This window comes from Hyphomicrobium sp. CS1BSMeth3, assembly GCF_900117415.1.
GTDB lineage: Bacteria > Pseudomonadota > Alphaproteobacteria > Rhizobiales > Hyphomicrobiaceae.
This window is the reverse complement of the sequence record NZ_FPEI01000006.1, coordinates 754,594-768,238: the sequence shown is the minus strand read 5'-3', so window position 1 is coordinate 768,238 and position 13,645 is coordinate 754,594. Positions and strand designations below refer to the sequence as shown.

Genomic DNA, 13,645 nt, shown 5'->3' with positions numbered 1-13,645 from the left:
GACAACCTCGCCGTCGCGGACGATAGAGCCCCTCAACAATGGCTGGCGCGGCCGACGCACTAAGCGCTCGGTTCTTTTCGATGTGGGCACCTGGCTTCAGGCAACGCTCGATGTTCTGTCGGCTTGAGAATGGGGAATCCAGGTCAGTCGGCTATCCGAAACGGTGGTATCGTATCGCTCGATGAATTTGAGAAACTTGTCGCGATCACTGTTGTAGGTCTCACCCCATTTTCCGATCCCCTCGGCGAGGGCCTTGATCAACCCGTGGAGATTGAACGGCCTTGGCACGCCGTGGGCCATTGCGGGCAGGGCCTCCGGTCCACCCACATAAGGCATGATCGGCGACACCTTGCCAGCAACGACCTTCCTCGAGGCGAGGTTCGTCATGTGCAGGATGGAGTTTCGAAACTCCCACAGCTCATCGGCGGAAATGCCGACCGGCGTGAGGTCGACGTAAGTGACGACCCACTTGGTGAAATTGCCTGAAACGTCGCCGAATTCGACAAAGGCAAGCGTATCGATGCACGACACGAGCAGCTTGGAGCACGAAACATGGAGCTGCGCATTGAAAAGCGCACGTATGGCTTTGAAATAGTCGTCGTGGATCAAATCCGTAAAGCGGAACGTTGCTCCGCTCGTATAGTGCTGAAGATAATCGGGCACAGCTCCCAATCCTTCCCGTGCGGTCATGGTATCCCCTTGGTAGGGTTCCGGCCCGATCTGCCTTTCCACTATCGGTCTGCCGTCAACAACAGATGTGATGCAGAAGATGGGCGCTGCGGATGCCCTGAACAGATCGAATGCCTCTTCGAAATAGCCAAGCGATTGTCCTTGCCGGAATACCGCAAGCCACTCCTCGGGGGTGAAGCTGCGCGTAAAGTGAAAGCGGCGCGCGATCGGGTGATCTTGTTCGATGCGCGACAGCAAATAAGCCGTCTTCTCCTGATCGCTCCCTGCGATCCGGTGGTGACGGACACCATACTGGGTTGCGGTTCCACGATCGAAGTAGACGAAGATATTGAAGATGCGTTCGTCAGACATAGACCACAGCTTTATTGGTCGAGCGTCCGTCCGGAAAGCGTCCGAGCGCCTCAATCTCTTTTCCCTGTCCTTGATCGATCTCGCCGTACTTGTGAATGTTCCGATCGAGGTGCGGCACAGCCGCATTGCCGCGAGGAACAAGGTGAAGGCGACTTCTTAGTCCCTTGGCACGCGATCTGGGGTGATGTCGAGAAACACTACTTCGAACACGTCTGATCGAATGATAACCAAGCTGGTCAATCACCATGACAGCAATAGCCCGGTTCGATGATGTCGCGTAACCTTCGCGCGATTCGGTGGTGATGCCGCCGATCACCTTCCTGACCGTTGCCTGATCCAAGTGCGCGCTTTGCGCCTTCTCGGGGGCCACCTCGGCGCTTGCCGTCGATGGCACGGTCACAAATATAGAAATTGTTGCGACACTGGCGATAAGGAGTGACGATCGACGGTACGGCATCTGACGTTTTCTGCTCTGACTCGATTCACGGAGGCCCGACGATGCCGACAGCGACGAAGGATTTCAGTTCGAACCCGCTGAAAGGGTCTTTGCGATCCAATCGCGGTAGGCTGACACGCGTGTGTAGACGCCATACTTGAGATGCCTTCCGCAGCCCTCTCCCCAGGAGACGATGCCCACCAGTACGGGTCCTTTTCTCGTGCGCCAAACAAGCGGTCCCCCGCTATCGCCTCGGCAGGCATCGACTTTGCCTTCGTGATGACCTGCGCATATCATTCCCGGTTTGACACGGCCATTGTTGGCCGCCGGAGCATTGCAGGTCGTTGTCGCCTGATAAGGGACTTTGGCCACACGCAGTATCCGTGGCGTATCGCCCTCTAAAAAACGCGTCTCGCCCCAGCCGGTCACTTCAAGGTTTTGTTCAGCGGGAATTGCCAGCGTCGGATCGGCGAGAACATCCACCTTTCTGCTCTCGCCTGCCGCTGGCGCCTTCAGCTTGATCAGTGCAATATCGTGTTCCCATCCCCCGACGTCGGGATCAGGATTGTAGCCGGGGTGAATCTCGAGGCGCTCGATTTGTGACCAGCTGCCCTTGGTATAATCGGACGCGCCTGACTTCACCTGCACGTCGGTGATTTTGGCACGGCGATAGCCGCCCTTTTTGTCACCATAGAAACAGTGAGCCGCGGTCAGCACCCAACGAGGTTCAATGATAGTGCCGCCACAGAATCCTGACTGGCCACCGATCCCGATATTGAGCGCGACCTGCCACGGATACTGCTCGATCCTTGTCTCGACACCTCCCACAATACGGGTGTCCTCATCCTGTGCCGACGCCTCCGGCGAGAGGCCCGCGACACCCACCAGGAGCGCTATGAAGAACGACACCTTAAACTTCGCCATGATACTTTCTCTTCAACAGAATTGATAATCGCTGATGTGCGGCACACGGGTGACCGCAACGACAAAGCAGATTCCGATCATTTGACGTCAGCCGGTCACGATATCCAGTCTCGTTCGATCGCCAATGACATAACCATTCACTTGCCGCCCTCGCCTACCACCACGAACGGCGACCATTTCATCGGGTGCGGATCAATCGGAGAGGATCCGTTGCGGATCAGTTCGCGCATAGATAGGCGGAAGGATTCTGCCCGACCGATGGGTTTGGCCTTGAGTTCATTGGCCTTCATCTCCTCGAATGCCCGTGTGGTAAGTCTGACGGCCGTCTGCGAGCCCACAGCCCAGTGTGAGACGAGCAGGGTACGGGCTCCTGCATAGAAGAAAGCGCGGGCGAGGCCTGACAGCGCCTCGGCGTTCTCCCCAGCAGGCCCCGCCGTATTGCACGCCGACAGAATTACCCAATCGGCATCAAGCTTGAGCGTCGCGATCTCCGAGGCGCTGAGGTAACCGTCGTCGTGATCCAGCGTCTTGGGATCATCGGCCCTCTCGGCAGGCGGCGGTGTCATGATGAGACCGGGCTCGGAGATGCCTTTCATTTCTCCGGCCAGCGCGCCATGAGTGGCAAAGTGCACTATGCGGTAGGCGTTCAGGCGATCCTTCTCGGAAAGGTCCTTTAGCACCGTCTCGGTCGTTCGATTACCGAGGATGATCTCGCTTTCTGGCATGCCGAGACTGCGAGCGATTTGGCACACCTCATACGCTGTCTCCGGCAAGGGAGATTGGGTGCGTACATGCTTGATATTGGCGTGAGTGCCAGGAGCCATCAATCTCAGGTTCGGAACGGAGCGGCTGGCCTGCGCCCAGGCGATCTGCGGCTCGGCGGGCACGTCAAGGCACTGCTGCCAGGCACGCGCGGTCGCGGCACGTTTCCCGTGCTCCTCCTTTGAGCGCCCATCGAGTAGCGGGTTGCCGATTCCAAGATAAGTCTTGCTGGCGCGGCTCGCCCTGGCTTGCTCGCGAAGGGCCTTGAGCGAGGATACTGACGGCAGCACGGTGATGGCTTGGCGTGTGCCGAGCCAGGCAACGTCGCGATACTCGGCGGGGTGCTCGGGGATCGCGCTGGTGGGCGGTTTTGTCACCAGCACGCCGAAGGGCAGGCTGGTGAGCGGACCCAAAGGTACAACCAGCAAATGCTTGTCCTTGATTAGATCTTCGAACGGTGCGAGCAGGGCTTCGTATAGTTCGTGCGCGCGCTCAAGATCAAACGGTAGGGCGCCTACGAATCCAATGCCGTCATAGGGATGGGTTTGCAGTATTGCGAGGCACCGATCTCGGCTGGCGCTCTCCTTCCACAGCGCCTCATCGAGACCGCAGCGCAGGATCGCCACCCGCTCCGTCAGCGCCTGAGTGCCGAGGTTAATCCGGTGCCAGCGAATATTTCCATGCGCGACAAGCCAAATGTCCGTTAGCGACGGACCTGGCTGAATATGGAGTAGTACCTCGTCGCTCTTCAGAAGCATCGCGATTTCCGCCGTAGCAGCGATATGCGGCCGCAGCAGGTTGACATAGCTGGGTTTTTCTCGAGCGATTTGCTGCTCAAGGTGCCGAAGTTCGTCGTCAATGCCCTTGAGGCGGCCACTCATCTTTGCCACCAGCCCCGTGTCCAAAGAGGGGTCATCCTGTTTGGCACGGGCCTGGGCGAGCCGACTGGCGAGTGCCTCGCGCATCAGGCGGAGATCCTGTTCGCTGCGAACAAGACTGCTCAACGGGCCAGCTCCGGCTTCGGCGCGCAGGGCCATCTGCGCCAGCGAGCGCGCCGCGCCGCTCGCATAGAGCGACTGCGATAGCTCCAGAGCAACCTCGGTGGCGCGACCTTGTAGGCTGGGTTCGGCTTGTTGAAACTGGTAGAGAAGCGAGAGCACCTCGTTGGTAACCTGATCTTCCTCTACGAGCTTATGAGGCTGGTCCGAGGTCCTACGCAGGATCCGCTTCAGATTGACCTCGTGCATAATGGTGGCGGCGCGATGAAGCTCGCTCCAGGCGTGCTGGATACGCCCCACCGATAGGGAACCATGAGCGAGCTCAACTCTCAGCTGCGCCATGTCCTGGTGCTTGGTGGAGAACAACGCCTTGTAAAAGTCCTTCTGGGCGTACTTTTCGAAGAGAGCCGCGAGGCGTTGCGCTGGCGGGATCGCCTCGGCCTGGCGTCCGAGCCTCCGATAGGCTACGGCGAGCTGCAAAAGAACCGTCATTTCCGTGGTCTCTCGCTCCTCGAGGTCGGGCAGTTGCCGTGCTTCGTCCAGCACGGAGGAGGCGGTCTTCACTGTCGCCTCGTAGCGGCCGGCTCTCAACTCGGCCGTGACCTCAGCAGCCAGAGTATCAAAGTAGGACGCGTCGTCACCGATGCGTCGAACGGTGCGCAGATGTGTGATCGCTTCGTCGGGCTGTTCGTTGGATGCATGGTGTTCGGCGAGCTGCATCAATATGGGTATCATCGCCTCAGACTTCGGACCGACCAGCCCCTCCATGAAGCGGAGCCCTTCATATAGTATCTGTTTCGCTTCGTCGGCGCGGCCCTTCTCGTCGTAGAAGTGGGAGAGCGCGATCAGACTTCGCGGCTCCTCGGCGAGGCGCATGTAGAAGTCACGGTCTGCTCTCTTGTCCGCCTGAAGCCGCTGCTGCTCCAGTCTCGCTGTCCTTCGTAACAGGGCCTCCGTCGCTTGGTCGCTGCCTTGCCACCAGGCGTCCGATGCTAAGGTGCGAAGCAACAGCTCGAGCTCGCGTGTGTCGCTGTCGCCGATTCGCTCGAGTATATTGACGGCTCGCTCACGGAGCCGGTTGCCTTCCCTGTCTTCGCCGACGGCGCTCAGCGAACTAGCCAGGTTGCGTAGCGCATTGACCGTTTGGAGATCGCTTTCGCCTCTTTCGGTCAAGAGTAGTTGGTAGAGCTTGCGCCACACCGGAACCGCGTCTCGGTAGCGACCGCTTTCATCGAGGACGGATGCCCAGCCCTGCAATGTCTTTACGGTTGAGGCGGCATCCAAGTTGCCGCTGTGATCGCCGGCCTCAGCGGCCTGCCTATAATAGTCGGCGCTCTCGTCGTAGAGGATGTTTCGCCTGTATAGTGCCGCGACCTCGCCCAGTACTCCAGCTAGAGGCGCGGCTTTGTCGCCATAGAGTGCGCGTGCTTCCCGGACCAGTGCTGCGCCCTTGGTGCGGAAGTCGTCAAGCTCGCTCGCGTCGAGGAGCTCCACCCGCAGCGTGCTCTCGGACAGTTCGAGCAGCTCCCGCCGAAGCGCGAACTCAGCCTGGGCTTCACCGAGAACCAAGCGAACCACATGGTACGCACCTGCCTTTCCGTGATCCCATGAAGTTTCCAAACTCAGTTGGATATGCCCGAACCCGTATTCCATCTTGTGGGGGAATTCTGATCTCGTGGAGACGATCTTGCCGTGTGGAAGACAAGCTTTGATCTGATCGGCGATCGTCTTGAAGAACAGTAGCGCATTATCCTCACGCAATCCCGTTCGAGCACACTCGAGTGCGAGGTTAAAGCTTCCCGCAGGCTTGCTTAGGATGCATAAATCAAAATTCTCAACCCTTAGGGGCGTAGACCACCGGGCCCAGGCAGGTGAGTCAAAGTGCGGCTGTTCCCCGCTCAGATCGGAGTCTTTGAAGTGCTCAAGAAACGAAAAGCGATCTATCGCCACATTTAGATCGCCGCAGAGTTGTTGAGCGTAGGACGGGAGAGGTAGGAAGGCCGACAGTAGCCATGCGAGCAATATTTTCAGATGCCGCTGCGCTCTTGACTGCCAATTCCGAAATCGAAACACGCTCGATGATCTCCTTCAATCGGATGTATCCTGAACTTTCGGTACACGATGAAGACTTCATGCACGACATCGAGCGTGCGACGCTAATTGTTTTTTCCCCGCTTTGGCGTCGCTTGTTCTGGTCGTAGCAATAGCTCAGCATCCCCTGTTCGATTGCAAGCTATTGATCTGTAGTCCTCGATAGCCCTGCTGCGATGGCAGGATAGTCCTGATCCTCGCTGAATTCGGAGCGCGCGCTCCCAGTCGTGGGATCGCTGGGCCGCGCTATGGGACTGCCATCTTCGCGCTGAGGGTGCGTCGGAGCGGCCGCGCCACGACTGTTCGTTCTAAGGGAATGATTGCTTCCTATGACGTTCTCTGCTGCTGTCGAAACATACAGCGTACAACGATGACCGACCGCCATCAGTGCAGGGGCAGCGTGTCGTTTTGGTAAAGGGTGGCGCTAAGCGCCACCCCAATCAAACTGCCACACAGGAATGCCAAACTGCTTCGCCTTGTCGGCGAGGTTGGCCTGGATGCCATTGCCGGGGAAGACCATGATGCCAATCGGGAGCACGGCGAGCAGGGCGTCGTTCCGTTTGAACGGCGCAGACTTGTTGTGCTTCGCCCAATTGGGCTTGAAGGGAATGTGGGTGACCTGGCGTGTATCCGCCCAGCACGCTGCGATCTTTTCGGCGCCGCGCGGCGCACCACCGTGCAGGAGTACCATGTCGGGATGCTTCGCGTGCACCTTGTCGAGGCTGTCCCAGATCAGCTGATGATCGTTGAAGTCGAGACCGCCCGAAAGGGCGATCTTTGGCCCCGTAGGCACCATCACCTCGATGTCGGCTCGATGCTTGGCGGCCAGGAAATCACGACTGTCGATCATCGCTGCGGTCATTGTCGTACGGTTGACCATGGATCCGGCGCGGGGTCTCCAGGTCGTGCCCATGTGCGTGTTGAACAACTCCGCAGCTGTATCGCGTATGAACTCGAAGCTGTTGCGGCGTTCGAGCAGTGTTATTCCTTCACGGATGAGGCGCTCAAGCTCCACCGAGCGGACTTCAGAACCGTCTTGATCGCATTGGCTTGCTCGTTGCGCGCTCTCATTGCTGTCAAGCTCCCGCTCGATGCGGTCGATGCGGCGGTGGAAGATGTTGACAACGGACCACAGCAGGGCCTCGAGGTCGGGCTCGAGCCGCGTGTCCGACAGACTTGCCACCAGTGCGTCGAACATGTCTGCAAGCGCACCTTGCAGTTTTGCCGGCTCAGGAAGCGGACGCGGATCAGCTTCGTCGTCGAAGGGGCGATGCGCGTAAAGCGCGAGCTCTTCGAGCAGATGGGCCGTCGGTGACGCAGTGCCGTCAGAGAGGTGATCGAAGGGCATGGAACAGATCCTCCTGTGCGAGGCCGCGCCCATCGCGGCCTTCCGGCGATCCCTTCACGGCGGGCGGAGCGGACCCGCACCGCGGGCGCGAAGCGCCAGCGGCCGGAGCACAGCGGAGGACGGTGAGCACGGCTTTCGAAGAAAGCCGCGCGCAACCGTTGCGGGAACGGGACGACTGCCGTCCGATCGCCTCTAAGAAGGCCGGGTGCGGTAGAGCTTGCAGAGAGGCCGTGTCGCTCGACCGCATCGCTGGCGGCCCGCCGCCTCATAAGGCGATGCGCGCAAGAAGCCCTTGATCTGGTGAGCGCAATTGTCTGTTGGCTCGGACGCAGAACCGGATTGTCCAATCGTTGCGATATGACCGTTCATATCGCCATCAAGTCGCGGAAAAGCACGCCGACAAGGAATGGAATGACGATTTCGAACGAAGGTGAGCTTGCCTAGCCGCTGCATGCGGCTGCCCGATCCGACAGCCGCGCCTGCCCGATCAGGGCGCTATTGCATGATCCTTTGCTGATGGACCCCTTTGAAAGTGCACGACAGCTTCGACCAGCCCGGCACCTGATACAACAACGCCATTGCGCTGGAACCGGTACCGCATGACACCTCCCTCATCCGAAAAGACCGGCTGCCCCAAGTCACCATCCGCTATCACATGGCCATCCAAACGCACCTGGTAGCGTGCATCGGGTGGAACAACCGGATCAAGCACCGCCACGGATACCTCACCGACGAGATTGAGAGCGTTTGATCCGGATGGCAGGACAACTTGCTCGATCCGAGCTGAAGTGCTCAGCACCGAGGCCACGATTTCTTCCCCGGATTCTTTGGTGAAATGCATCGTCGGTTCTTCCGCTTTGAAGTCGGCGTCCGTCCACGCGCAGCGCTTCAAAACCTGTTCAATCTTTGTCCTCACATTGTTGTCGTCAAAAATTGTGGAGTGCTCGGCAAATGACGTCCACGACCGTTCAACGCTATTCAGTGAGGCGCTGCGGACCAGCACTGTGCCGTCGCCGCGTCGTTCCTGGTATTTCAGATCTCGTCCCGCTCTGATGGCGACGCTCCTCGTGTCCGTGCGATCGCCGGCAAACATGTAAACGCGGTCTCTCCGACGTTTGTCGTCGCACTGCGGCGAACGCTCATCCAAGTATTTCGGCCAACCCAATTCCGACAAGCGCGCGATATCGCGCCGGCGCTCAAGGGCCTTCTCGATCAATGACTGAGCAGGTGCCCCGGCAGCGGATGCATATGAGAGGGTCGAAAATCCGCCGAATCTTAGAAGTCCCTCGGCTCCGAAGGCGTCACAACATCCCGAATAGGACGGGAGGAGCTCATAGAATGATGGCCACGACAGAACAGTGCGCGAGATCGTATCGGAACCTCCGGAGATTTGGCGGGAGACCCATCCCCATCCATCAACCGGCGTGGCGACGGCGTTCATCGACCCGAGGTACGGCGTTCCCAGGGTTATCACGGTCTTGATGCGGCATGTTTTAGCCGGCTTGCACGCCTCGCTGGCCGAGGGAGAATCGAATTTGTGCGCATAAATCAGAGCGACGAGTCCGCCCATGCTGTGAGCAATTATGTCGAAGTCGTTGCCCACAAGGCCTGGGGTCTCGGCAACGAAGCGCGCAAATGCCTCAGCTGTCTGAAAGTTGCTGCGTCGCCAGTCGTATGGGAAGATGAAGAGATTGCGGTGCTGCCCGCTCGCAACGTAGCCAATTTTTTCCAGATGCGTGACGAGGCCGGAATATAATCCGACTTTGAGAGGTCCCAGAATTCCGAACCTCTCCAAGAGACCGCAGGTCTGCGTCCTCGCGCTTGGACTGCAGGTCGGAGCAGGCTCGAAGTCGCGGGGTCCGCCTTCTACGCGCAGGACTTCAAGATGCCTGAGATCACCAGCCGAGCCCCAGGCACGCTGCCCTCCGATCCATATTTCCGACCCCAGAATTCCTGGTATCAACACCAACGGGCGAACAGGCGGGCTCGGGGATTGCGCGATTGCGCTCGTCGTAAAACATAGGGCCAGACCGAAAACCAAGAGAGTTATTCGCTGGGATAAGCATTTGATATTCATAATCCCCCCTAGCTATTAGCGCGGCAGGCCACGTGGATTTGGCGCTGCCGGACAACTGCTGGAAACCCGAAGCTTGTAGACAGGATCGCTTTCGTAGCGTAGCTGGCACCTGTATTTGTATTGCGCCTCTCGAACGATATAGTTTCCATCGCGCATTCCGGTAAAAAAGCGCATGTCATGGTCGGTGGCGCGGATGACGGTAATGACGTCAGCATGATTCTGCCGACGCTCATCCGCCGCATAGGCGTCGCATGCTTTTACTGGCCCGACCCCGCCTCTGAGCCAATCCGTTATGTGGGGAGGCTGCTGATCTCTTGAGCTCAGATAGCGTTCCAAGCCGTGGTCTGGATGTCGGCATGGCACGTCGCAAGCGGCGATGATCTTTTGCCTGAGAGCGCGTGTGGGCGCGAAAATGCTGTCTGTGCGCACGCTCAGCGGGGCGCCGCCTTTCAGCATTCCGACCAGACGAAGCCCATCTTGCTCGACCTTGAAGACCGGTCCCCCGCTGAAGCCTTCCTCCGTATTGGCCGAGACCCGGAGAAAGGGAGCATCGCGCGGGCTGGATTCTACCAAGCTTCCCTTTCTGAGCTCCAGACGGGGCTCCAAGGCGCCTTTCTCTTGCTTGAGACCGGCGATCAGGAGATCGTCGCCGATTGCCATTTCCGGCTGCGGGCAGGTTGCAAGTCCGCGCCGCCCTGCTCCCCGAAATTGGAGCAGGGCAACGTCGTACTGCTCATCGATCTCAACAATAGAGGCTTCGCGCACGTCATTTGGCAGATCGGTCATGGCGTTGCGTAGCACGACGGCGATGCGAAGATCTGGCAGGCCGACATCGTTGGTCCGCCATCCTCCGGGCGGCGGGGCAACAGTATGGTAGGCGGTAATGACGAAGGCGCCTTGGCCGACAACAAAGCCTGTCCCTACTCGGTTAGGGACTGGGCCATTCGGATCCGACCCGCCCACTCTGACAAATGCAGTCGATCGAAGGGCCTCATCGCGGGGCTCCGCGGTGGCAGGGCCTGTCAATATCATGGTCACGAGGAAGACGGCGCGAAAGAACGACTGCGGAAATGGCATGCGACCTCTCAAGGCGGAAAATTGAGCACACGAAAATCTTCAGGTATTTTTTTAATAGCTTAGCGACCCGCAGATACCCGTCTCGGCGCCACTGATCCGCAGACGTCGTCTGCGCCTGTCGCCTACATCAGCTTCGGCGGATGCTCTTACGATTATGCGACGTCTTCGGAGACGGCAAGCTCCGTGATCGCCGTTTTTCGGCACTGACCGAGGCATACGTCCGTGAGCGACTGATGTATGATGACTTTCTTCAAGAGATGATCGTGGACCCGCTCATTGCGGCGCGCAGGGACGCGCATGGCTCTGCTCACGGAAGTTCTGGCGCGATCCGCGTTCAGAAAGGACAACCGGATGTGATCATTGCGATCATATCCGGTTGCGGCAACGATCGAACCCCGAAGGGCCGAGACGCCGGCAGGGCGGCTCGGCTGCGCGGCACGTGCAGGGAGAGCGTGACCCTTGAGCAGACCTTGGTCTGGTCAAGGGGGCTGCCAAAATCACGTCGAGGCGCGCTGCATGCCTTCGATCGAGAGCGGTGGTTGCCGCCGCAGGGGATCCGCATTGTCACAATTGCCTGCTAATTTCCGGCGTTGGTGTTGAACGGACTATTCGGTGTCCCCATGCTGCGCACGCTTTCCTGCTGCCTTTACTTTGTCCTGTTTGCAACCTCGGTCTTTGCCGAAACGGTCTCCGTCGTTGGCTGGAACGTCGAAAGTTGGACTCGCAGCAAGCCTGAGGTCATCGCGCGCCAACTACGGGACGACTTCAACGCCATCGACATCTTCGGCCTCTCGGAGATCGACAAGGAGCAACACCTGGTTCTCTATGCCCAGACGGCAGCCGAAGATGAGAGTGCAGCCTACCACTACGTGCTCGGCACGACCGGCAATAACGTCAAGCTGGCGATCCTTTTCAATTCGGCACGTTTTGACCTCGTCGATTCCTTCGAGCTTATGGACATTCAGGAGGGATCAGGCGGCCGCGCGCCGCTCGTCGCGCACCTGCGCTCCAAGCACGGCATCGGCGACATCCTGTTCATGGTGAACCACCTGCATCGGGGTGATGCCCAGAAGCGGGAGCGTCAGGCAAGCAAGCTGCGCGAGTGGGCCAAGACCCAAAAGCTGCCGATCATCGCCGTCGGCGACTACAATTTCGACTTCGACGTCGAGACGCGCGAGGCCAATCAAGCTTTCACCAATATGATGGCCGACAGCGTCTTCGCCTGGCTGAAACCGAAGCGTCTCATCACGACCAACTGGGCCGACGAAAATCCCAAGGACGGCAAGAACGACTACAATTCCATCCTCGACTTCGTGTTCTTCGCCAATGGCGCCAAGGCATGGGCTGCCGAAGCTGGCATCATCGTGCGTCCCGGAGATTTCCCTGACAGTCTCGAGACGAGCGACCACAGGCCGGTCTTTGCCATAGCAGACACGAGCCGTCCCTCCGGCACGCCGTTGAACATCGACTTCGACACACTCCCGATCGCCCCGCGCGTCGTCAGGGACCAGCCGGTGGTTAGTACGTTGCGGGCCATGATCCCGCGGCAGGAAGGGACATCGGCGGCGATCACCCCTTCAGAGCCGGTCGCCCGCGAAAGCGCAACGCCTTTCTCCGACGGACCGAGTGCCGGCCGCAACGTTCAGATCGCCGCACTCGAAGCCACCCTCGCGCGCCTTGACCGCCGGTTGCAGGACCTGCCGCGGCTCGAGCTTGGTGCCCACGAGAACCTGGATGCAACGCTCTGGGTGCAGATGTCGGCCGAATACAAGATGGCGGCGACGCAGGCGTTCCGCGCCGCCGCTGCGCGTATCGATGAAGCGTTGCGCGACGCGTCCTGGACGGCAGACCCGGCGCAGCTCAAGGAAGCCGGATACCAGAGCCTCCCGCCGGCCGTGATCCTGGACCTCGACGAAACCGTGCTCGACAATTCGCCCTATCAGGGAAGGCTGATCCAGTCCGGCGAGCAGTTCGCCGAGGATAGCACCTGGGCCAGCTGGCTGCGCGACAAGGCGGCGGTGGCAACGCCGGGCGCGCTCGAGTTCATCGGTGCGCTTAAGGCCGCCAACAGCAAGATCCAAATCTTCTACGTCACCAACCGCCAGCACGCCCTCGACATGTACACGATCGCCAACCTGAAGGCGCTTGGCTTTCCTGTGGAGCCCGACGCCAGCAATCTCCTCTCGAAGGGCAAGCAGGCCAACTGGAACTCCGACAAGGAAAGCCGCCGGCGCCATATTGCCAAGACCCATCGCATCCTGTTCAACGTGGGCGACGATCTCGGGGACTTCATTACGACAGCGAAGGGTGCAGGCGTAACGCCCGACAGCCGCGTCAGGGATGCAACGGCTCAATTGGATTTCTGGGGGACGCGCTGGATCATCCTGCCCAACCCCATGCACGGCTCGTGGGAGCAGTCGCTGCGCGGCTTCAGGAACCTCAGCCGCGCCGAGACCAATGCCCGCAAGCGTGCGATCGTCAGGACCGAGGGCACGCCGACAGCGCCATAGCCCCGACTGTCATTTGGTCCGTGTTGTCCACACACGCTGGCTCAGCACTGCTCACCGCACGGACGTTCAACGGCCGCTCAGCTCCACGAGGCCGATTGGATAGCACTATGGGCAAGATGAGCTGCTGGCGAACGAATTCTTCCGCTCATAAAACTAGAACAAATCAATATATTGCCGAGAACTTGGAGCTTTGCCCCAAAGCAATCTGCATACGCTGCTGCAATGCCCGCCACCTTAAGTCACCGCTCCAGCCTCGGCGGCGAAGGTGCCGGCTGACGCCTCAAGCCACAAAGCGGGGGAATAAAGCGCCTTAGCCCTTCCGCGATGGCCTTTGCGCGCGCCCTATGGATTGTAGACTAGCACTGATCGTCGGCATCTATC

8 protein-coding genes are annotated in these 13,645 nt (G+C 59.4%); 1 reads left to right on the top strand and 7 read right to left on the bottom strand.

Translation table 11 applies throughout. The features are described from left to right. Positions 1-96 precede the first annotated feature (96 nt). The 7 genes from CS1BSM3_RS27790 to CS1BSM3_RS18595 all read right to left on the bottom strand — a co-directional run bounded on the left by CS1BSM3_RS27790 (position 97) and on the right by CS1BSM3_RS18595 (position 10,754). Positions 97-1,041 carry a hypothetical protein gene (locus CS1BSM3_RS27790; RefSeq protein ID WP_083528720.1) on the bottom strand — a complete coding sequence of 315 codons (945 nt, stop codon included), beginning with the start codon at positions 1,039-1,041 and terminating at the stop codon, positions 97-99. Beyond that, positions 1,034-1,498 carry a hypothetical protein gene (locus CS1BSM3_RS28090; RefSeq protein WP_143149272.1) on the bottom strand — a complete coding sequence of 155 codons (465 nt, stop codon included), beginning with the start codon at positions 1,496-1,498 and terminating at the stop codon, positions 1,034-1,036. Before CS1BSM3_RS28090 ends, CS1BSM3_RS27790 begins: the two co-directional genes overlap by 8 nt. A gap of 63 nt (positions 1,499-1,561) precedes the next feature. Next, entirely contained in the window at positions 1,562-2,401 is an 840-nt protein-coding gene (locus CS1BSM3_RS18620; RefSeq protein WP_072389418.1) for a S1 family serine peptidase, read from the bottom strand. A 137-nt stretch (positions 2,402-2,538) separates the two neighbouring features. Beyond that, the gene (locus CS1BSM3_RS18615; protein WP_072389417.1) at positions 2,539-5,922 is read right to left on the bottom strand and encodes a CHAT domain-containing protein; all 3,384 of its coding nucleotides are present in this window, start codon (positions 5,920-5,922) and stop codon (positions 2,539-2,541) included. Between the two features lie 754 nt (positions 5,923-6,676). Continuing rightward, positions 6,677-7,600: a DUF2493 domain-containing protein gene (locus tag CS1BSM3_RS18605; protein ID WP_072389415.1), complete on the bottom strand. Its 924-nt coding sequence runs from the start codon at positions 7,598-7,600 to the stop codon at positions 6,677-6,679. Between the two features lie 487 nt (positions 7,601-8,087). Further along, complete coding sequence (locus tag CS1BSM3_RS18600) at positions 8,088-9,395, bottom strand: lipase/acyltransferase domain-containing protein (RefSeq protein ID WP_072389413.1); 1,308 nt, start codon at positions 9,393-9,395, stop codon at positions 8,088-8,090. Between the two features lie 297 nt (positions 9,396-9,692). Then, positions 9,693-10,754 (bottom strand): S1 family peptidase, encoded by a 1,062-nt coding sequence (locus CS1BSM3_RS18595; protein WP_072389411.1) that lies wholly within the window; start codon positions 10,752-10,754, stop codon positions 9,693-9,695. A 620-nt stretch (positions 10,755-11,374) separates the two neighbouring features. Here CS1BSM3_RS18595 and CS1BSM3_RS18590 point away from each other — a divergent pair. Then, positions 11,375-13,264: an HAD family acid phosphatase gene (locus CS1BSM3_RS18590; protein WP_072389409.1), complete on the top strand. Its 1,890-nt coding sequence runs from the start codon at positions 11,375-11,377 to the stop codon at positions 13,262-13,264. Positions 13,265-13,645: the final 381 nt, after the last annotated feature.